Origin of the sequence: Pseudomonas sp. A014 (assembly GCF_052378495.1) — a bacterium.
Classification (GTDB): Bacteria; Pseudomonadota; Gammaproteobacteria; order Pseudomonadales; family Pseudomonadaceae; genus Aquipseudomonas; species Aquipseudomonas machongensis.
This window is the reverse complement of sequence record NZ_CP199001.1, coordinates 4,392,668-4,412,681: the sequence shown is the minus strand read 5'-3', so window position 1 is coordinate 4,412,681 and position 20,014 is coordinate 4,392,668. Positions and strand designations below refer to the sequence as shown.

The 20,014-nt window shown below is 64.5% G+C and carries 15 protein-coding genes; 9 read left to right on the top strand and 6 right to left on the bottom strand.

All coding sequences use genetic code 11. The features are described from left to right. The first annotated feature begins 32 nt into the window (after positions 1-32). From ACTYOL_RS20470 to ACTYOL_RS20450, 5 genes are all read left to right on the top strand, one after another. Positions 33-2,534: a TcfC E-set like domain-containing protein gene (locus ACTYOL_RS20470; RefSeq protein ID WP_444756986.1), complete on the top strand. Its 2,502-nt coding sequence runs from the start codon at positions 33-35 to the stop codon at positions 2,532-2,534. Between the two features lie 128 nt (positions 2,535-2,662). Continuing rightward, positions 2,663-3,394, top strand: a complete 732-nt coding sequence (locus ACTYOL_RS20465) for a fimbrial biogenesis chaperone (protein WP_444756985.1) — start codon at positions 2,663-2,665, stop codon at positions 3,392-3,394. Next, on the top strand, positions 3,391-4,596 hold the full coding sequence (locus tag ACTYOL_RS20460; protein WP_444756984.1) for a hypothetical protein: 1,206 nt from the start codon (positions 3,391-3,393) through the stop codon (positions 4,594-4,596). The genes ACTYOL_RS20465 and ACTYOL_RS20460 overlap by 4 nt, the downstream gene beginning before the upstream one ends. Before the next feature lie 29 nt (positions 4,597-4,625). After that, positions 4,626-5,252, top strand: coding sequence for a response regulator transcription factor (locus ACTYOL_RS20455; protein ID WP_153772843.1), 627 nt, complete (start codon positions 4,626-4,628; stop codon positions 5,250-5,252). Positions 5,253-5,261: 9 nt separating this feature from the next. After that, positions 5,262-8,489 carry a transporter substrate-binding domain-containing protein gene (locus ACTYOL_RS20450; RefSeq protein ID WP_444756983.1) on the top strand — a complete coding sequence of 1,076 codons (3,228 nt, stop codon included), beginning with the start codon at positions 5,262-5,264 and terminating at the stop codon, positions 8,487-8,489. On the opposite strand, the gene ACTYOL_RS20445 is transcribed toward ACTYOL_RS20450, so the two are convergent. Continuing rightward, the gene (locus ACTYOL_RS20445; protein ID WP_065862157.1) at positions 8,469-8,621 is read right to left on the bottom strand and encodes a DUF3309 family protein; all 153 of its coding nucleotides are present in this window, start codon (positions 8,619-8,621) and stop codon (positions 8,469-8,471) included. The genes ACTYOL_RS20450 and ACTYOL_RS20445 overlap by 21 nt on opposite strands. 233 nt (positions 8,622-8,854) lie before the next feature. On the opposite strand from ACTYOL_RS20445, the gene ACTYOL_RS20440 reads away from it, so the two are divergent. After that, positions 8,855-9,667, top strand: a complete 813-nt coding sequence (locus ACTYOL_RS20440; protein WP_197890733.1) for an SDR family oxidoreductase — start codon at positions 8,855-8,857, stop codon at positions 9,665-9,667. A gap of 132 nt (positions 9,668-9,799) precedes the next feature. After that, positions 9,800-9,988 carry a carbon storage regulator CsrA gene (csrA, locus tag ACTYOL_RS20435; RefSeq protein ID WP_063545790.1) on the top strand — a complete coding sequence of 63 codons (189 nt, stop codon included), beginning with the start codon at positions 9,800-9,802 and terminating at the stop codon, positions 9,986-9,988. Here csrA and ACTYOL_RS20430 read toward each other — a convergent pair. From ACTYOL_RS20430 to mnmC, 5 genes are all read right to left on the bottom strand, one after another. Next, on the bottom strand, positions 9,985-10,212 hold the full coding sequence (locus ACTYOL_RS20430; protein ID WP_054893888.1) for a YheU family protein: 228 nt from the start codon (positions 10,210-10,212) through the stop codon (positions 9,985-9,987). The genes csrA and ACTYOL_RS20430 overlap by 4 nt on opposite strands. A 112-nt stretch (positions 10,213-10,324) precedes the next feature. After that, positions 10,325-11,509: an osmoprotectant NAGGN system M42 family peptidase gene (locus ACTYOL_RS20425; protein ID WP_063545789.1), complete on the bottom strand. Its 1,185-nt coding sequence runs from the start codon at positions 11,507-11,509 to the stop codon at positions 10,325-10,327. Between the two features lie 83 nt (positions 11,510-11,592). Beyond that, the gene (ngg, locus tag ACTYOL_RS20420; protein WP_054893859.1) at positions 11,593-13,335 is read right to left on the bottom strand and encodes an N-acetylglutaminylglutamine synthetase; all 1,743 of its coding nucleotides are present in this window, start codon (positions 13,333-13,335) and stop codon (positions 11,593-11,595) included. Positions 13,336-13,338: 3 nt separating this feature from the next. Then, complete coding sequence (locus tag ACTYOL_RS20415) at positions 13,339-15,126, bottom strand: N-acetylglutaminylglutamine amidotransferase (protein WP_151926285.1); 1,788 nt, start codon at positions 15,124-15,126, stop codon at positions 13,339-13,341. Positions 15,127-15,249: 123 nt separating this feature from the next. Next, on the bottom strand, positions 15,250-17,235 hold the full coding sequence (gene mnmC / locus ACTYOL_RS20410) for a bifunctional tRNA (5-methylaminomethyl-2-thiouridine)(34)-methyltransferase MnmD/FAD-dependent 5-carboxymethylaminomethyl-2-thiouridine(34) oxidoreductase MnmC (RefSeq protein ID WP_444756982.1): 1,986 nt from the start codon (positions 17,233-17,235) through the stop codon (positions 15,250-15,252). A 131-nt stretch (positions 17,236-17,366) separates the two neighbouring features. On the opposite strand from mnmC, the gene pap reads away from it, so the two are divergent. Together pap and ACTYOL_RS20400 are read left to right on the top strand one after the other, a co-directional pair. Then, positions 17,367-18,860 carry a polyphosphate:AMP phosphotransferase gene (pap, locus tag ACTYOL_RS20405; RefSeq protein WP_054893862.1) on the top strand — a complete coding sequence of 498 codons (1,494 nt, stop codon included), beginning with the start codon at positions 17,367-17,369 and terminating at the stop codon, positions 18,858-18,860. Positions 18,861-18,997: 137 nt separating this feature from the next. After that, on the top strand, positions 18,998-19,960 hold the full coding sequence (locus ACTYOL_RS20400; RefSeq protein ID WP_444756981.1) for a DMT family transporter: 963 nt from the start codon (positions 18,998-19,000) through the stop codon (positions 19,958-19,960). Positions 19,961-20,014 lie beyond the last annotated feature (54 nt).

Sequence of the window (20,014 nt, the reverse complement as noted above, 5' to 3'; positions counted from 1 at the left end):
GGGCGGGGCGGGCATTGCCTGCCATGATGCCTATGCCAATCTTTCAACCTATCCCCGCCGCGCTCCGCCATTGCCTGCTCGTGGGCGCCTGCATCGCCCTGATGCCCCGGATCGGCCTTGCTGCCTCTGCAACCCTCGGGCGGGTCGAGGGTTTGCCGCGTGAATTCGAGGGGCATTTCTTCGATGTGCCGCTGGCGGTGCGGGTGGACCTGGACGGCCGCTACCTGGGCGATGCCATGGTGGTCCTGGGGCGTGACGAGCAGGTGCAACTGCTCGAGTTCACCGAAACCGACGAGAGCCGCGAGCCCGAAAGCCTGCGCCAGCGCTGGCAGGAGCGTCTGGCTCGACCGCGACCGCTCGGAGATTGTCTTCAGGATTGTCCCGATGGGCTTCAGGCCGTGCACTACAGCCTGGTCAACTCACAGTTATCGTTGCTCACCCTCCAGGCCGAAAGCGCCGGGCAGGTACCTCGTTTTCACCAGCCGCCAGAGCAAGGAAGCACGGGCCTGTTGCTGCGCAACCAGCTCAACCTGGTCGGAGATGGGCGCGGCGGTACTGGGCGCTTTGCACTGCAGGGCCAGGGCAGCATCGGTCACTGGACCGCCCTGGCCGATGGCCAACTCGACCGTGGCAGCGAGGCCGACGCCTCGACCCGTTATCACGTCGAGCAGCTGTATGCCGAACGCCTGGTCGAAGATCACTTCTATCGGCTCGGCTACTTCACCCCCAGTGCCCAGGGCCTGACGCGCCAGCCACGGCTGAACGGGGCCAGCCCCGACACTACACTGGGGCTGATGTTCGGCAGCAGCGACGGGTTGGCCTTGGATACCGGCATGCCCAGCACCACCCCGATCTATGTCACCCCCGACCGACCGGCGATCGTCGAGATCTACCGCAACGGTGTGCTGATCAACAGCCAGCCTGTGCAGCCTGGCTTGCAGACCCTGGACACCCGGGTGCTGCCCGGTGGCATCTACGAAGTCGAGGTGCGTCTGGTCGAGGATGGCCAGGTCACCTCGCGCGACCAGGCATTCATCTACAAACCCAGCAACTGGAGCAGCCGCGGCGGGCGTTGGCGCTACAACGTCTACCTGGGGCGCCAGAGCAGTGTGCTGAGCAACTGGTCACGTGAGCATGACGACAGTCTCAGTGGCGGCATCCTTGCCAACTACCTCCTGCATCCACGCGCAGTGGTGGGGGTTTCCGTGCAGCAGATCGATGAGCAGCAGCAGTTCGGCACTTCGCTGGACTGGGATGTGCACGAGCGCTTCAAGCTGTATGGCAACCTCTATCAGGCCCGGGGCTATGGCAACGGCTACGACCTGCAGGCCGTGGGCAATTTCGAGACCACCTCCCTGGTGGCCAGCCACAGCCGCTCCTGGCTCACCCCCCAGACGACCACCCGGCGCCCTCATGCGGCGCTGGCGACCCGGCAGACCTCGGTGTCGCTGAGTCAGCGCCTGGACCCGCGGCACACTGCCAACCTGCGGGTGTCGCACAGCAGCGGTGCCAGCGAGGGGTTGGGCCTGGATCTGGGGTGGTCGTATTACGGACGGCTGTTCGGCTCCGATGCCAACTGGCGGCTGTCGGTGTTCGACCGCCCCGGCACGTTGGCCACGGGGGAGTCACGCAGCCGCGGGGTCAACCTGGCGCTGAGCATGAGCCTGGGAGGCGGCAAGGGGCGGCGGTTGTCGGCGACTGTCGGTACCCGCACTTCTCGTGATGGCGGGCGCGACATCAACACCTCGCTGACCTATCAGCAAGACCTCGAGCTCGGGCCGCTGCGCAGTGTCGGTGCAACGATGAGTGCCGACCGCTATGGCGTGGGGCTGGGCGGCGATACCCAGTTCGAAAACGAGGTGATGCATGGCGATGCCTACGTTCAGCAATCTTCCTACAACGGCGAGTTCGGCGGTGGCGTGAACCTGGAGAGCCTGCTTGCGCTTGGGGGCGGCAAGGTTGCAATGAGCGGCCAGTACCTGCCGCATCAGGCGGGTCTGATTGTCGACGTCGACAGTGACTTGCCCGACCTGAAACTGCACGCCGAAGACCCCAATGGCAGCACCGCCGTCCTGCGCCCCGGGCGCAACGTGATCCCGGTCGCGGCCTACAAGCCCGGCAGCGTGCAGTTCGACTTCGAAGGTATCGACCCCACTGCGGCGTTGATCCAGCCCGCCAGCCTGGATTACCACCTGAACCGAGGCGGCATCGCCTATCGCCAGTTGCGGGTGATGCGCACGGTCACGGTGCTGGGACGCTTGTTCGACGACAAGGGCCAGCCCTTGCGGGGCGCGCAGGTAATCAATCACGCCAGCCGCAGCGTCACTGAAGTCGACGGTTTCTTCGCCGTTGAAATGAGCGAGGCGACTCCGACTCTCGAGGTCCGTCTCAAGGGGGCAGCGGTCTGCTTGCTGGCGCTTGACCCTTCGCGACTGGTGCGCGAGGGCGATGTGCTGTTGGCCGGTGACCAGCAGTGCAGGCCCGGTGAACTGGCGGGCAAAGGGGACCCTGCCACGGATGCACGCAGTGGTTGAGAAGTGCACAGCGCCTGCTTTTTGTAGGAGTTTTCTCATCGCGTTTTGGGAAGTATCGCTCGCATCGGTGCATGGCCACGCGCCCGACGCCCCCCTAATATCACATTGATTGCATGGAGATTTATCGCATGGATATCCGCGGCCTGATGGCCCTGCTGCTGACGATACCGCTGTCATTACACGCGGCTCCGGAACTGAACATCGGTGGGCTTTACGACTACCTTGAAGGTGACCGGAGCACCTTGCTCAAACGGGTACGCAATGGTGGCGACACCACGGCCTTCGTCAGGATCAGCGTGGTGGAGCTGGTGTATGACGCAGACGGCAGTGCTCGTGAGGTCGCGACTGATGGCCTGGCGCTGGAACAGCGAGGGCTGATCGCCAGTCCTGCCCGGCTGATCGTGCCTGCTGGTGGCATGCAGGCTGTGCGCCTTCTGTACCGAGGGCCACGAGATCAGGAGCGCTATTTCCGCCTGCGCTTCGTACCGGTGCTGCCTGAGCGCGGCGATGGCTTTGCCGTCGATGAAAAAGAGGCACGCAGCTACCGTGAGCACTTGCAGGCTGGCGTCAACCTGCTGGCCGGTTACGGTTCGTTGCTGTTCGTGCGCCCGCAGCAGGCGCGTTTCGATACCCGGATTCGCCGTCAGGCTGGTCAGTTGGAAGTGACCAACGCTGGCAACGCCAGTGTAGTCCTGGACCGTTTCCGTCAGTGCCACGTGGCGGCGCAGACCTGTGATGCGGCCACCAAGCATCACTTGTTGCCGGGGCGTAGCCGACAATTCAGTGGTCATGTGGAAAAGGAACATCGCTTCGACCTGCATGAAGGTGCCGAACGCCGCGATGTCGTGGTGGAAGGATGAGCCGCCTCGCAGGACGCGGTCGCCTTGCGCATATCGGTCGCGCCTGGCTATGGCTCATGCTGCTGGTCGCACCGGTTGCCCCTGCCCTGGAGGTGACCTTGACTGCGAAATACAATGGCGGCGGATCGGGACGGTTCGAGAATACTACGCCGCCTGGCGGGCTTTGTCAGAGCTGGGGTTCGAGCTGCCGTGAGCAGATGACCGTGACCCTGCCTATCACCTGTACCAAGACGACGATCCGTGCAGCTTCGGATGTGCGCGATACCTTCTTCGTCAAGGTTCCCGCTCGACGCGAGATCGAGGTGCGCTCTGATGACGGGCTCGATTCGCGGCGTATGGTGTTCGAGTGGACGGCGCTCAGCCAACGCGTGCTCGGCGCGAATATCAATCGACATACGCTTTACCAGGCAAGGGTGGAGGGCGGTTGCAGCAGTATCGGCAATGTCTCGCAATTCCGTCCCGCCCTTATCTCCTTCCTCTGGAGCATCGGCAATCCGACCTCCCCGGGAGCCTGCACTGCAGATGGTGGTTACGCTGCAGCGGGCTTCAGCCAGAACCTCGACGTGCAGGAAACCAGCGTCGCCTTCCAGCTCGACCTACCGCCGCCTTACCGCCTGCGTTCTGGCATCTATCGAGGTTCCACCACCTACCGCATCGGTCCGGGCATGGACTTTGACTTCGGTAATGGAGTGTCAGCGCTTAGCGGCGACACACTGACCGTGAATTTCGAATTGGATGTGCAGCATGCCTTCCTGTTCGAGTTTCCCCCAGGATCCGAGCGCGCCGTGCTCGAACCACGAGGCGGCTGGCAGGCATGGCTGGGGGGAGGGCGGGTTCCACAGCGGCTTTATCGCGACTTGCCTTTCCGGGTGTGGTCGACCGGCCCGTTCAAGGTCTACAAGCTGTGTCAGCACGACAGTGGTACCGGGTGCGCGATCCGGGATGCCGCCAGCCATCAGGCCGACCTGGAAGTGGCGCTCAGCCTGCCTGGGGGGATCCAGCATGGGGGCGGCGCGGTGCAGCGACTGCCGCTGCCCACCGGGCGCGCCATGGCATTGCAGTTCGAGTCGGTTCAGCCGGTGGCGAATCGCCCCGGGCAGTTGCACTTCGCCATCGAATCCGATCAGGTACGCGGCATGCTGGCCAATGCCGGAAGTACCTACAGTGGCCTGGTTACCGTCGTTTTCGATGCCGAGTTGTAGTCCATGGACATGACGAGCGAGGAACGAGCATGAGCAGGGTACTGGTGGTCGACGACCATCCTTTCATCCGCTCGACCGTGTGCATGCTGTTGCGCCAGGAGCGGCTGGAGGTCGTCGGGCAGGCGGACAATGGTATCGATGCGCTGCGGTTGATGCGCCAGGAACCGGTGGATCTGGTGATCCTGGACATCACCATGCCTGGTCTGGATGGCCTGGAGGTGATCGCCCGGATGCGTAGCCTGGAGCATCCGGCCAAGTCGCTGATCCTTACCTCGCAACTGGCCGAGGCCTATTCGCTGCGTTGCATGCAGGCCGGCGCCGCCGGCTATGTGTCCAAGACCGATGATCTTGGTGAACTGAACAAGGCGGTGCGCGCCGTGCTTTCCGGTTACACCTACTTTCCGCAGGTGGCGTTCAGCTCGGTGCACCGGCAGGATCTCAAGGCCAGCGAGGCGCAGTGCATCGCCAGCCTCACCGACCGTGAATTGATGGTTCTGCAGCAGTTGGCGAGGGGCTTGAGCAACAAGGCAATCGGCGATGCGATGTTGCTGAGCAACAAGACCATCAGCACCTACAAGAGCCGCCTGCTGGAAAAGCTTCGGGTCCGTTCGCTCATCGATCTCGCGGATTTCGCTCGCCGCAATCTTTTGATCTAGAGCTGTCCAGTGCTCGGCCGAGCCCTGTCGATGGCGCTGCTGTTGTGCCTGATCGCCCCGCCGCAAGCAACTGCCACCCAGTTGCATTCGGGGGTTGCCCTGAAGGGGCCGGCCATCGAACCGACGCAAGCGGCCCTGCGCTGGTTGTGGGAGCGAAGCCGGTTGCGCCTGGGTATCGTCGAACGACACGATCCCCCTTTCGACCTGCTGGGCACCGGCCAGACCTATGAGGGTATCACTGCCGACTACGCCAGCCTGGTGGCGGCACGGTTGCGCATGCAGGTCGAGGTGCAGGTCTTTGCCACGCAGAACGAGGCCTTTGCAGCCTTGCGTGATGCACGCATCGACCTGGTCGGTTCGGTGACCGCTCGCCAGGCTCAGGATGCCGGCTTGCGCTTGTCGCATCCCTATGCCGAGGACCGGCCCATGCTGATGGCGGCCCGACCGGTCGGCGCACCTGGACCAGGGCATGAGCCCGGTATGCGCTTGGCCATGGTCGAAGGCTATCGCTCACTGGAACAGGTTCTGGCAGGTTACCCGCTGGCGCAGGTCCAGTGGCATGCCTCGCCGTTCAGTGCCATGGCCGCGCTGGTACTGGGTCAGGCCGATGTGTATATCGGGGATGAGCACAAAGGACGCTACCTGCTGGGGCGCAGTCAGCTGTTCGGGGTCGAGGCGGTCGGTCGTGCCGACCTGGATTCACAGGCGATCGGCTTCGCCATGCTCGACTCGACCGGGCCGCTGGCGACCTTGGTCGATGAAGCCCTCGCCAGCCTTGGCGAGCCCCAGCATGAGCAGATCCGCCGACGCTGGAGCCCGTTGGCGATGGCGGCCTACGATCCTGCTGCCTTGCAGTTGAGCACCTCCGAGCAGCGCTGGATCAGTGACAATCCTGTGGTCAAGGTGGTGCTGGACGAACAGTTGCTACCTCTGAGCTATCGCGATGCCAAGGCGGGGCTGCAGGGGCTGAGCCTGGACATCCTGCAATTGATCAGCCAGCGCACCGGGTTGCGTTTCGAGGTGCAAGCCTCAGGCACTATCGAGCAGATGATCGAGTGGGTGCGTCAGGGGCGTGCACAGGTGATTGCCGGTTTGCCCTACAGCCCGCAGCGGGCCCGCGAGCTGAGTTTCAGTCGGGCATACCTGAGCGCAGCACGGGTGCTGGTCACGCGTGAAGACGCCTCCGGCCCTGCGAGCCTGGTCGGGCTGGAGGGGCACCGACTGGGTGTGATCCTGGGCAGTGCCGTGCCGGACCTCCTGGCCCAGCGCTACCCGCGTATCCGCTTGCAGGCCTATGGTGGGGCACTCGAGGCCCTGCACGCGGTGGCACGCGGTCAGGTGAGCGCGGCGGTGCTGACTTACGACGATGCGCGGCCGATGATCGCCCGTTGGTATCCGGGGCGCGTGAAGATCGCGGCCAGCGTATCCTTGCCGCCTGCTCACTTCGCGCTGGCCACGGCGCACGGCGAGCAGGCGTTGCAGGGCATCCTGAACAAGGCCCTGCTCAGCCTTGCCCCACAGGAAACCGATGCCCTGGTTCGCCGCTGGCGCAATCCACTGATCGTGGGGGATGGGGTCTGGTCACGCTATCGTGGCAAGATCCTGGGTGGCTTCGCGGCGGCCTTTGGCCTGCTGTTGCTGGCGCTGGTGTGGATTCGTTACCTGCGCCGTCTGCAGCGAGAGGCGGCACGGGCGCGCCGCGAGGCGGAGGCGGCGAACCAGGCCAAGACTGGCTTTCTCACCACCATGAGCCATGAAATCCGCACTCCGCTACACGCGCTGCTGGGCATGCTCGAACTGGCCCAGCGCAAGGCGGGCCAGGGTGTTCTCGACCGCATGGCCATCGAAGTGGCCACCGATGCCGCGCGCGGCCTGCTCGAGTTGATCGGTGACATTCTCGATGTCAGCCGGATCGAAGCCGGGCGTTTGCAACTGGCGCCGCAGCGTGTCGTGCTGGGCGAGCAGGTGGCCAGCGTGGTGCAGTTGTTCGAAGCGCAGGCGCGGGCCAAGGGCCTGGTGTTGGAACTGAACATGCGCGGTGCACAGGCGTGCGAGGTCATGCTCGATCCTCTGCGCTTCAAGCAGATCCTCGCCAACGTTCTGAGCAATGCGATCAAGTTCACCGGCGAGGGTCATGTCCGGGTTGATTTGCAGGCGCGTGCGCAGGGGGCCAGGCTGGCGGTCGAGCTGGCCGTGGAGGACACCGGAATCGGCATTGCCGCCGATGAGCTGGCCGCCCTTGGCCAACTGTTTCGCCAGGCCAGCAACCATCGACAATCGCCACGTCACAGCGCCGGGCTGGGTTTGGCCATCAGCCGCAGCCTGTGCCAGATGATGGGAGGGCACCTGATGCTGGACAGTGTGCTGGGGCAGGGAACACGGGTGTGCATTCACCTTGAGCTGCCTTTGCTGATCGCGCAGGAAGCCCGTGAGGAGCCCTCCGTGCCCACGGCCATGGCACACTTCGCCAGGTTGCGGGTGCTGGTTGTCGATGACTACCCTGCCAACCGCCTGTTGCTGGCCCAACAGCTCGATTACCTCGGCCATCAGGCCCGCGTCGCCGAAGACGGCACGCAGGCCCTGCGCTTGTGGCTCAAGGAGCATTTCGATGTAGTGATCAGCGATTGCAACATGCCTCGGCTCGGTGGGCACGCACTGGCGCGGGCAATCCGCGAACATGAGCGGCGCAGCGAGCGTCCGCGCTGTCGGGTGATCGGGCTCACGGCCAGCGCCCTGGTCGATGAGCGAAACCGCTGCCGGGCTGCGGGCATGGACAGTTGCCTGTTCAAGCCGCTGGGGCTGCAAGACCTGGAGCTGGTACTGACGGCGTGTCGTCCACCCTCAGAGGCGAGCGCATGCGGCCAATCGATTCTGGACATGGGCCATCTGATGCACCTGGTGGGCAAGGACCAAGCTGCGCTCAGTGCCTTGCTGTCCGATCTACGCAGCAGCAACCGTAGTGATCTCAAATGCTTGCAGACGTTCAGGCACCAGCCGCAGGCACTTGCGCAACTGGCCCATCGGGTCAAGGGCGCTGCGCGCATCGTGCGCGCCAGTACTCTGGTGGAATTGTGCGAACGTCTCGAACGAACCTGCGCCCAGCCGTCACCCGCACCGGAGCAATTGAGTGCGGACGTGCGCGCGTTGCACGCGGCGATGCAGCAGCTGGATCGCCAGCTCAATCGCCATGCCGCCACTGGCGGCATGGCGGTGGCGTCATATCATCCCGAGCAATAACAGCACCAGCAGCACCACCAGTACGGCACCGACGATGCCGGACGGGCCATAACCCCAGCTGCGCGAATGGGGGAAGACCGGTAAGCCACCGATCAGCAGCAGGATCAGGATGATGATGAGGATCGTGGTCATGGGCGAAATCCTTGCGTGGTTGGGGTCAAGGGCCTGGAACTGCTGGCCTCTTGTAAATTCGGACTGTTGCCGGACCTGAAAGATTCCATTTGTGTGTCTGCCCCTTGCAGGTCGACGAGCTCGGCACTGACTGAACGGTCATGGGCTTGCATTCACTATCCTGATGAATCCTGCCTCGCTGTCCGACGTTGATTAGACTCGGTTGCAATTCAGTCGGCACAAGGCCCGTCACCATGCAAAACCGCATCATGATCACAGGCGCAGGATCCGGCCTGGGCCACGAGATCGCCCTGCGCTGGGCTCGGGAGGGTTGGCGCCTGGCGCTGGCAGATGTCAACGATGCTGGCCTGCGCGAAACCCTGGAGCAGGTACGTGCAGCAGGCGGCGATGGTTTCGTGCAGCGTTGCGACGTGCGTGACTACAGCCAGCTCACCGCCTTGGCCCAAGCCTGCGAGGAACAATTCGGCGGCATCGATGTGATCGTCAACAACGCAGGCGTCGCCTCGGGCGGGTTCTTCGCCGAGCTGTCGCTTGAAGACTGGGACTGGCAGATCGCAGTGAACCTGATGGGCGTGGTCAAGGGCTGCAAGGCGTTTTTGCCACTGCTCGAGCGCAGCAAGGGGCGCATCATCAACATCGCTTCGATGGCGGCGCTGATGCAAGGGCCGGGAATGAGCAACTACAACGTCGCCAAGGCCGGTGTGCTGGCGCTGTCGGAAAGCCTGCTGGTGGAGTTGCGCCAACTCGAGGTGGGGGTGCATGTGGTGTGCCCGTCGTTCTTCCAGACCAACCTGCTTGACTCTTTCCGCGGGCCGAATCCGGCGATGAAGGCGCAGGTCGGCAAGCTGCTGGAAGGCTCGCCCATCACTGCCGCACAGATTGCCGACTACATCCACGCACAGGTCGCGGCGGGCGAATTCCTGATTCTGCCGCACGAGGCCGGACGCGATGCCTGGCGTCTGAAGTGCCAAGCCCCGCAGGTGCTCTATGACGAGATGGCCAGTATGGCGGTAAAGATGCGGGCCAAGGCGCGGCCAGGGCAATAGCTGTTATGCAGGTGCCGTCTGTAGGGCTTTTTACCGATCTGGGTAGGTGCGGTCTATTTCACAGGTGAGTGATTGAATAGGCCGAATGCCCATAGCAGGCTCGGATTTTCCCTGGGTCTGGAGGATCGGAGCATGTTGGTAATCGGACGTGATGTCGGCGAGGTCGTCACCATCGGCGAGAACATCCGCATCAAAGTGATGGCCGTCGAAGGGGGCGTGGTGCGCTTCGGGATCAGTGCACCGCGTGAGGTGGTGGTGCACCGCTCGGAGATTTACAAGCGTATCAAGGAGCAGGAGCTGGAGCGCAGCTCCTCGTCTTAATCCAGCAACTCCCGTGGCACATCATGCTTGGCCAGTAACTGGCACTGCTGGCTTTCCAGGTCGAAGAGGATGAATGCCTGGCCTTTGGCCAAGGCCTGGCGCACGCGCAGCACGCGGGTTTCCAGCGGGGTGTCGTCGCCGTTGTCGGTGCCGTCGCGGGTGACGAAGTCTTCGATCAGGCGGGTGAGGGTGTCGGCTTCGAGTTGGTCGTAGGGGATCAGCATGATGGCTATCGGGTTGGGCAGGTTGGGCTGCATGCTACTTGAAAGTGGGGCAGGGACGTTAATCGTCGGCGACGTCTGAGCGGGTTGAACCGCGTAGACGCCGCCGCCAGGTTCAGCTCTTGTTGCCCACCAGGCTATCCACCGCTGGCACCCGGGTATCGCTCTCCATTTGCGCATCATGCTCCAGTTGATGACTGAAGCGCTCCAGAGAAGCATTGGCCGGTTGCGAGTCGCTGGCGAACACGGGCGGGCTGAGCAGGTACGCCGACAACAGGCGGCTCAGTGCAGCCAGGCTGTCGATGTGGGTGCGCTCGTAACCGTGAGTGGCGTCGCAACCGAACGCCACCAGCGCAGTGCGGATATCGTGCCCGGCCGTGACCGCCGAGTGGGCGTCGCTGAAGTAGTACCGGAACAGGTCGCGGCGTACCGGCAACTCCTGGTCGCTCGCGAGTTTGAGCAGATGACGGGACAGGTGGTAGTCGTACGGCCCTGAAGAGTCCTGCATCGCCACGCTTACTGCATGCTCGCTGGACGCCTGCCCCGGCGCCACCGGGGCGATGTCGATGCCGACGAACTCGCTGACATCCCAAGGCAGCGCGCCTGCGGCCCCGGAGCCGGTTTCCTCGGTGATGGTGAACAGCGGATGGCAGTCGATCAGCGGTTGGCGGCCACTTTCCACCACAGCCTTGAGGGCTGCGAGCAATGCCGCCACGCCGGCTTTGTCGTCCAGGTGACGGGCGCTGATATGGCCGCTATCGGTGAATTCCGGTAGCGGATCGAAGGCGACGAAGTCGCCGATGCCGATGCCCAGCGCCTCGCAATCGGCGCGGGTAGCGCAGTAGGCGTCCAGGCGCACCTCAACGTGTTCCCAGCTGATCGGCATCTGGTCGATGGCGGTGTTGAACGCGTGCCCGCTGGCCATCAACGGCAGCACGCTGCCGCGAAACACGCCGGTGTCGGTGAACACGCTGACCCGGCTGCCTTCGGCGAAGCGGCTGGACCAGTGACCTACTGCCGACAGTGCCAGGCGGCCGTTGTCCTGCAACTGCCGCACGCTGGCGCCGATGGTGTCCAGGTGTGCCGAGACGGCGCGATCGGGCGAACTCTGACGGCCCTTGAGCGTGGCGCGGATGGTGCCACGGCGGGTCAGCTCGAAGGGGATGCCCAGTTCGTCCAGGCGCTCGGCTACGTAGCGCACGATGGTATCGGTGAAGCCGGTGGGACTGGGGATGGCGAGCATCTCCAGGAGGACGCGCTTGAGGTAGTCCAGGTCGGGTTCGGGGAGTCGTTCGGACATGGGTACTCCTTGGGGTCTTTGCTGGCTTTTTCGCGGGCAAGCCCATTCCACAAGGGCTTGCCCGCGAAAAGACCAGCAGCGATTCAGGCCAGGGGCTGGCTATGCGGGAACAGCAGATCCACGAACCGCTCCGCAGTCGGCTGCGGTTCATGGTTGGCCAGCCCGGCCCGCTCGTTGGCTTCGATGATCACGTAGTCCGGCTGCTGCGCATCGCGCACCATCAGGTCCAGGCCGACCACCGGAATTTCCAGTGCCCGTGCAGCCCTCACTGCCGCATCGGCGAGCACCGGGTGCAACTGTTCGGTGACATCTTCCAGGGTGCCGCCAGTGTGCAGGTTCGCCGTGCGCCGCACCGCCAGGCGCTGGCCTGCCGGCAATACGTCTTCAAAACCCAGCCCGGAGGCGCGCAGGGTGCGCTCGGTTTCCTCATCCATCGGGATGCGGCTTTCACCCCCGGTTGCGGCCTGGCGACGGCGGCTCTGGGCCTCGATCAGTGCCTTGATGGTGTGCTTGCCGTCGCCGATCACCTCGGCCGGATGGCGAATGGCGGCGGCCACCACCTCGAAGCCGATCACCAGGATGCGCAGGTCGAAACCGGCGTGGAAGCTCTCCAGCAGCACGCGGCTGTCGAAACGCCGGGCGTGCTCCACAGCCTGGCTGATCTCGTCGTATTCGGTGAGGTTGACCGCGACGCCCTGGCCCTGCTCGCCATCCACCGGCTTGACCACGACGGCGCCATGCTCTTCGAGAAAAGCCAGGTTGTCGTCGGCGTTGCCGGCCAGTTGCTGGGCAGGCACCTGCAGGCCGGCATCGTGCAGCACCTTGCGGGTCAGGCGCTTGTCCTGGCACAGGGTCATGGTCACGGCGCTGGTCAAGTCACTCAGCGATTCGCGACAGCGAATCCGGCGCCCGCCCAGGCTCAGGGTGAACAGCCCGGCGCTGGCGTCGTCTACCTGGACTTCGATACCACGGCGCAGGGCTTCGTTGACGATGATCCGCGCGTAGGGATTGAGCCCGGCTTCAGGGCCAGGGCCGAGGAACAGTTCCTGGTTGATGCCATTCCTGCGCTTGACGGCGAAGGTGGGCAGGTTACGAAAGCCCAGCTTCTGGTAAAGCCGCTTGGCCTGGCGGTTGTCGTGCATCACCGACAGGTCGAGGTAGGCCAGGCCGCGGCTCATGAAGTGCTCGACCAGATGGCGCACCAGCACTTCGCCGACACCCGGACGGCTGCACTGCGGGGAGACGGCCAGGCACCACAGGCTGCTGCCGTGCTCGGGGTCGTCGAAAGCCTTGCTGTGGTTCAGACCCATGACGCTGCCGATCACGGCGCCGGTGTCTTCGTCCTCGGCAATCCAGTACACCGGGCCACCCAGGTGGCGCGGGGTGAGTAGCTCGGGATTGACCGGCATCATGCCGCGCGCCTGATACAGCGTGTTGATCGCCTGCCAGTCGCCTTCGGCCTGGGCGCGACGGATGCGAAACCCGCGGAACACGCGCTGGGCCGGGCGATAGTCGGTGAACCACAGGCGCAGGGTGTCGGAGGGGTCGAGAAACAACTGTTGCGGCGCCTGGGCCAGCAACTGCTGGGGGGCCGCCACGTACAAGGCGATGTCACGTTCGCCGGGCTGTTCGTCGAGCATGGCCTCGGCAAGTTGTGCAGGGTCAGGGTAGGTGTGGCCGATCAGCAAACGTCCCCAGCCGCAGTGCACGGCGCGCGGCTGGTCGTGGGGGTCGCTGCCGTCACCGGCCAGGCGTGCCTGGAGGCGTTCGTAGGAGGGCGCCTGGCCGCGCAACAGGCGCTGGCCATAGGCACTATGGGCTTTCATCGGTCAGATTCCTTGTTCGCTGAGCCACAGGTTCAGGGCCGCCAGTTGCCACAGCTTGGAGCCGCGCAGTGGGGTGAGCTGGCCGTGAGGGTTGCTCAGCAGGCGATCGAGCATGGCCGGGTTGAACAGGCCACGGTCCTGGCTCGGGTCGGTCAGCAGTTCGCGTACCCAGCCAAGGGTCGCGCCCTCCAGGTGCTTGAGGCCGGGTACGGGGAAGTAGCCTTTCTTGCGGTCGATGACTTCATGGGGAATGACCCGTCGCGCCGCCTGCTTGAGCACCTGCTTGCCACCGTCTGGCAGCTTGAAGCGCGCCGGGATACGGGCAGAAAGTTCGACCAGGCGATAGTCGAGAAACGGCGTACGTGCCTCCAGGCCCCAGGCCATGGTCATGTTGTCGACACGCTTGACCGGGTCGTCGACCAGCATCACCGTGCTGTCCAGGCGCAGGGCCTTGTCCACCGCATGGGTTGCACCGGGACGGGCGAAGTGCTCGCGAACGAAATCGCCGGCGGCATCGTTGTCCAGCAACCAGGGTGCCTGCACGGTGTCGCGGTATTCGTCGTGGCTACGGTCGAAGAACGCCTCGCGATAGGCAGCGAAGGCATCCTCGGCACCATTCACCTGCGGGTACCAGTGATAGCCGGCGAACAACTCGTCGGCGCCCTGGCCGCTCTGCACGCCCTTGCAGTGCTTGGCGACTTCACGCGAAAGCAGGTAGAAGGCGATGCAGTCGTGGCTGACCATCGGCTCGCTCATGGCGCGGAAGGCAGCCGGCAACTGCTCGATGATCTCGTGTTCGGCGATGCGCAACTGGTGGTGGCGGGTGCCGTAGTGCTTGGCGATCAGGTCCGAGTACTGGAACTCGTCGCCACGTTCGCCGCCGGCATCCTCGAAACCGATGGAGAAGGTCGACAGGTCGTCCACGCCGACTTCGCGCAGCAGGCCGACCAGCAGGCTGGAGTCGACGCCACCGGACAGCAGCACGCCAACATCCACAGCCGCGCGCTGGCGGATCGCCACGGCATCGCGGGTGGCATCGAGCACACGGGTGGTCCAGCCTTCGAGGTCGAGGTCCTGCTCGTCCGGGGTCGGGCCGTAATGCAGTTGCCACCAGGTCTGGCGCTCGACTTCGCCGTGGCGGTCGATGCGCATCCAGGTCCCGGGCTCGAGCTTCTGCACGTTGGCCAGCATCGTGCGCGGTGCTGGCACCACGGCGTGGAAGTTGAGGTAGTGATTGAGCGCTACCGGGTCGATCATCGGGTCGATGTCGCCGCCTTTGAGCAGCGCCGGCAGGGTCGAGGCGAAGCGCAGGCGCTCGCCGTTGCGCGACAGGTACAGCGGCTTGACGCCGAGGCGGTCGCGAGCCAGGAACAGGCGCTGGTTGTCGCGCTCCCAGATGGCCAGGGCGAACATGCCGTTGAGCTTGGGCAGCAGCGCGGCGCCCCAGGCGTGGTAGCCCTTGAGCAGCACTTCGGTGTCGCCGTCTGACCAGAAGTTATAGCCCAGGTCCTGCAGTTCCTGGCGCAGTTCCGGGAAGTTGTAGATGGCGCCGTTGAACGCCAGGGACAGGCCGAGGGTGTTGTCGACCATCGGCTGCGCCGAGCCGTCGGACAGGTCCATGATCTTCAGGCGCCGATGGCCAAGGGCGATCGGCCCCTGGCTGTGGAAGCCCCAGGCATCAGGGCCACGTGGCGCCAGATGATGGGTGATGCGCTCCACCGCGGCGAGATCCGCCGGGCGGGGGGCTTGGTCGATGGGGGTGAAACGCAACTCTCCTGCTAATCCGCACATAAGTCCTTACCGGTTTTGCCGTTGGGGAAAGAGTGCCCCCACATGGGGCACCTTAAGGAACTGACCCAGGGGATTTGCGGGAGTTTTAGATCAATCTGTTATATGGGACGGGTGGGTGCTGTTTCATTTGCCGCGAATCAGCTTGCGCAGCATGAAGCGGTTTGGATGACAGGCCTCGGCCACGGCCCGAGGTATCGGCAGTGGTTCGCCACTGGCCCAGGCGGCAATCAGCTCGCCGCTCAAAGGCGCGGTAATCAGGCCGCGTGAGCCGTGGCCGCTGTTGACGTACAAGCCTTCCAGCCAGGGGCAGGCGATCGCCGGAACCTGTCGGGCATCCTTGGCCAGCATTGAATAGGTCGTGCTGATCGCAGCAGGATCGGCCAGCGGCCCGACAATCGGCAGGTAATCCGGGCTGGTGCAGCGAAACGCTGCGCGCCCCTGCAATTGCGCCGGATCCAGTGCGGCCGTGTCGAGCCGCTGCGCCAGGTCGGCAGAAATCGCCTCCAGCAGACCAAGATTGCTTGCGTGCTCGCCGGCAGTGGGGGCGAGGTCGAGGCTATGGAAGTCGAAACTGGCACCTAGGGTGTGCTCGCCATCGCGCGCCGGGGCGACGTAGCCGTTGGCGCAGACCACGGTGCCCAGCGCCTGGCTGCGCTCGGTCAGCGGCAGGCGGGTGATCTGTCCTCGGATACGCTTGAGCGGCAGCTCGGCGCATGCCTCGAGGTTGCGTATCTCAGCGGCACCGGCCAGCACCACCAGGGGCGCACTGGCCAGCAACCGTTCGCCGTCCCAGGCTTGCCACAGACCGTCGACGCGGCGCAGTTCGATCACCTGGTGATGGTTGAGCAGGCGAATGCGCGGGTGTTGCAGTTGCGCGTGGCACAGTGCGGGCGGGTGCACCCAGCCGCCCTCGGGGTAGAACAGCCCACCGCTGGACAGGGCGACCCCGGCGATCGCCTCGGCCTGCTCGCGATCCAGGCACTGCAGCAGGCTGCTGTCGAAGGCGCCGGCAAGTTTGGCCTGGCGTTCGGTTTCCTTGGTGTCGAACGCCAGTTGCAGCACGCCGCAGTCGTCCCAGTCGCGGCCACGCTGCAGGCGTTCGAGCCAACGGCGGGTGTAGCCGAACCCGGCGAGAATCATCTGCGACAAGGCGGTGCCGTGTGCCGACAGCTTCAGGTACAGCACGCCCTGGGGGTTGCCGGAGGCCTCTCGGGCCGGGGCGTCGTGGCGTTCCAGCACTTCGACCTGCCAACCGCGTGCAGCCAGGCTGGCGGCGCTGGCGCAACCGGCCAGCCCGGCGCCGATGACCAGCGCGCGACGGGGGCCGTCCACGGGGGCGGGGCGTGCATACCAGGGGGCTGGTTGTGGCGGCGTCGGCAGGTCTTCAGGCCAGCCGACGAATTCTCCCCCCATCACTTCCCACTTCTTGCCCAGCCCCGGCACTTTCTTGATCGCAAAACCGGCGGCTGCCAGGCCGCGGCGCACCCAACCTGTGGTGGTGAAGGTCCCCAGCGTGGTGCCGGGGCGTGACAGCCGTGCCAGTTGCGCGAACAGTTCCGGCGTCCACATGTCCGGGTTCTTCGCCGGGGCGAAGCCGTCCAGAAACCAGGCGTCGATGGGCGCGTCGAGCTGGGGCAACCGTTCCAGCACGTCACCGACCAGCAGGGTGAGGGTGACCCGGCCCTGCTCGAAGCTGAACTGCTGGAAGCCTGGATGCACGGCCACATACTGCGCCAGCAAGGGTTCGCTGAAGGGCGAAAGCTCCGGCCACAGCGCTGCAGCGCGGGCCAGGTCGGCGCGACTGAGTGGGTACTTCTCGACACTGACGAAATGCAGCCGCGCCTCGGGGTGAGCCTTTTCTGCAAACAGTTGCCAGGCACAGAAGAAGTTCATGCCGGTACCAAAACCGGTCTCGCCGATCACCAGGCAGGCGTGCGGCGCAAGCTCGGCGAAGCGCCGGGCCAGGTGGTTGCGCTCGAGGAAGACGTACACCGTCTCGTGCACGCCCTCGTTCTTCGAGAAATAGACGTCGTCGTATTGCCGCGAGTGGGGGCGGCCCTGGTCGTCCCAGTCGATCTGGGCGTGCTGGGGGAGTGGGGTATCAGGCATGGTCGGTTCGGCTGGCAGTGAAGCGAAGATTTTATGCCATCTGCGTCGCCGGCGCTGTATCCGCCGTGGGAAGAGGGCGCAAGACTGGCGTGCAATCCGCTACTCTTGCTTATCCATCGAAGGAGTGAGCCATGTTCGAATCCGCGGAAATCGGTCACAGCATTGACAAGGAAACCTACGAGGCCGAATTGCCGGCCCTGCGCGAGGCGTTGCTGGAGGCCCAGTTCGAGCTCAAGCAGCAGGCGCGATTCCCGGTCATCGTACTGATCAACGGTGTCGAGGGTGCTGGCAAGGGCGAGACGGTCAAGCTGCTCAACGAGTGGATGGACCCGCGGATGATCGATGTGCTCACCTTCGACCAGCAGACCGACGAAGAACTGGCGCGCCCACCCGCCTGGCGATACTGGCGTGCACTACCGCCAAAAGGGCGAATGGGCGTGTTCTTCGGCAATTGGTACAGCCAGATGTTGCAGGGGCGGGTGCATGGTCGCTTCAAGGATGCGGTGCTCGACCAGGCCATCACCGGCGCCGAGCGCCTGGAACAGATGCTTTGCGACGAAGGTGCGCTGATCATCAAGTTCTGGTTTCACCTCTCCAAGAAACAGATGAAGACCCGGCTCAAGGTGCTGCGCGACGATCCGCTGCACAGTTGGCGCATCAGTCCGCTGGACTGGCAACAGTCCGAGACCTACGACCGCTTCGTACGTTTCGGTGAGCGGGTTCTGCGGCGCACCAGCCGCGACTACGCGCCCTGGCATGTGATCGAGGGTGTCGATCCGCACTACCGTGCGCTGGCGGCCGGGCGCATTCTGCTCGAAAGCCTGAACGCGGCGCTGGCCAACGCGCCGAAGGGCAAGCACCAGGGCAATGTCGCGCCATTGGGGCGCAGTATCGATCAGTTGAGCTTGCTCGGCGCTCTGGATCTTACCCGGCGCCTCGACAAGCACGACTACCAGAAGCAGCTGGTCGCCGAGCAGGCACGCCTGGCCGGGCTGTTGCGGCACAAGCGCATGCGCGAGCACGCCCTTGTCGCGGTGTTCGAAGGCAACGATGCTGCGGGCAAGGGTGGGGCGATTCGCCGCGTGGCCGCCGCGCTGGACCCACGCCAGTACCGCATCGTGCCGATCGCTGCGCCCACCGAAGAGGAACGGGCCCAGCCCTATCTATGGCGGTTCTGGCGACATGTGCCGGCGCGTGGCAAGTTCACCATCTTCGACCGCTCCTGGTACGGTAGGGTGCTGGTGGAGCGGGTCGAAGGGTTTTGCACCCCGGCCGACTGGATGCGCGCCTATGGCGAGATCAATGATTTCGAGGAGCAGTTGAGCAACTCGGGCATCGTGGTCGTGAAGTTCTGGCTGGCAATCGACCAAGAGACACAGCTGCAGCGCTTCGAGGAACGTGAAGAGATCCCGTTCAAGCGCTACAAGATCACCGAGGAAGACTGGCGCAACCGCGACAAGTGGGATGTATACGCCGAGGCGGTGGGTGACATGGTCGATCGTACCAGCTCCGAGATAGCCCCCTGGACGCTGGTGGAGGCCAACGACAAGCGCTGGGCGCGGGTCAAGGTGTTGCGCACCATCAACGATGCCCTGGAAGCGGCGTTCGCCAGGCACAAGAAGTGACGCATCCCGTCCGCCGCGGGGCAGCCATGCCTCGCGGGAATGACCTGATGAATTCTTTTCCCGGCACTTTCTGCCAGCCCCACCTTTGCAGCCCTTAGACTTCAATCACCCCACTCAGGGCATTGATCGAGGACGCTATGCACATTTCTTCCGGACGCTGGGTCCATGGCCTGTTCCTGGCGCTGCTGACCGCGCTGCTGTGGGGCATTCTGCCGATCAAGCTCAAGCAGGTGCTGCAGGTGATGGATCCGATCACGGTCACCTGGTATCGGCTGCTGGTCTCCGGCGGCCTTCTGTTTGCCTGGCTGGCCGCCAACCGGCGCCTGCCGTCAGTCCAGCGGCTGGGGCGCAAGGGCTTGGGCCTGGTAGCGGTGGCCGTGTGTGGGCTGATGGGCAACTACGTGCTGTATCTGGTCGGTCTCAAACTGCTCAGCCCTGGTACTGCACAGTTGGTGGTGCAACTGGGGCCGGTGCTGTTGCTGGTGGCCAGTGTGTTTGTGTTCAAAGAGCGTTTCAGCTTGGGCCAGGGTATCGGGTTGCTGGTGCTGCTGGCCGGTTTCGGGCTGTTCTTCAACCAGCGCCTGGACGAGCTGCTGACATCACTTGGGACCTATACCACCGGTGTACTGACGATCATCCTGGCCACCAGCATCTGGGTGTTCTATGCCCTGAGCCAGAAGCAGTTGCTGACGGTCTGGCATTCGCAGCAGGTGATGATGGTGATCTACCTGTGCTGCGCGGCGCTGCTGACGCCTTGGGCGCACCCGCTGGAGGCGCTGCAACTGACGGCTGTACAAGGCTGGTTGCTGCTGGCGTGCTGCCTGAACACGCTGGTCGCCTATGGCGCATTTGCCGAGGCTTTGGCGCATTGGGAAGCATCGCGGGTGAGTGCGACCTTGGCACTGACGCCGCTGGTCACCTTTATTGCGGTGGCGCTATCGGCCTGGGTGTGGCCTGAGTACGTGCATGCCGAACAGATCAATGCGCTGGGCTATGCCGGGGCGGTGACGGTGGTGGCAGGGTCGGCACTGGTGGCGCTGGGGCCTTCGCTGGTGGCGGGGTGGCGGGCGCGGCGGGCCAGGGTGGCAGAGGTTCGCTGATGATCGGCGGTGGCCTCTTCGCGGGCAAGCCCGCGAAGAGACCACTATCGGCTC

What these genes read in the sequence shown, in the direction of transcription:
- ACTYOL_RS20470 (WP_444756986.1), top strand. Translation starts at nt 33, where the DNA reads ATGCCAATCTTTCAACCTATCCCCGCCGCGCTCCGCCATTGCCTGCTC.
- ACTYOL_RS20465 (WP_444756985.1), top strand. Translation starts at nt 2,663, where the DNA reads ATGGATATCCGCGGCCTGATGGCCCTGCTGCTGACGATACCGCTGTCA.
- ACTYOL_RS20460 (WP_444756984.1), top strand. Translation starts at nt 3,391, where the DNA reads ATGAGCCGCCTCGCAGGACGCGGTCGCCTTGCGCATATCGGTCGCGCC.
- ACTYOL_RS20455 (WP_153772843.1), top strand. Translation starts at nt 4,626, where the DNA reads ATGAGCAGGGTACTGGTGGTCGACGACCATCCTTTCATCCGCTCGACC.
- ACTYOL_RS20445 (WP_065862157.1), bottom strand. Translation starts at nt 8,621, where the DNA reads ATGACCACGATCCTCATCATCATCCTGATCCTGCTGCTGATCGGTGGC.
- ACTYOL_RS20440 (WP_197890733.1), top strand. Translation starts at nt 8,855, where the DNA reads ATGCAAAACCGCATCATGATCACAGGCGCAGGATCCGGCCTGGGCCAC.
- csrA (WP_063545790.1), top strand. Translation starts at nt 9,800, where the DNA reads ATGTTGGTAATCGGACGTGATGTCGGCGAGGTCGTCACCATCGGCGAG.
- ACTYOL_RS20430 (WP_054893888.1), bottom strand. Translation starts at nt 10,212, where the DNA reads ATGCTGATCCCCTACGACCAACTCGAAGCCGACACCCTCACCCGCCTG.
- ACTYOL_RS20425 (WP_063545789.1), bottom strand. Translation starts at nt 11,509, where the DNA reads ATGTCCGAACGACTCCCCGAACCCGACCTGGACTACCTCAAGCGCGTC.
- ngg (WP_054893859.1), bottom strand. Translation starts at nt 13,335, where the DNA reads ATGAAAGCCCATAGTGCCTATGGCCAGCGCCTGTTGCGCGGCCAGGCG.
- ACTYOL_RS20415 (WP_151926285.1), bottom strand. Translation starts at nt 15,126, where the DNA reads ATGTGCGGATTAGCAGGAGAGTTGCGTTTCACCCCCATCGACCAAGCC.
- mnmC (WP_444756982.1), bottom strand. Translation starts at nt 17,235, where the DNA reads ATGCCTGATACCCCACTCCCCCAGCACGCCCAGATCGACTGGGACGAC.
- pap (WP_054893862.1), top strand. Translation starts at nt 17,367, where the DNA reads ATGTTCGAATCCGCGGAAATCGGTCACAGCATTGACAAGGAAACCTAC.
- ACTYOL_RS20400 (WP_444756981.1), top strand. Translation starts at nt 18,998, where the DNA reads ATGCACATTTCTTCCGGACGCTGGGTCCATGGCCTGTTCCTGGCGCTG.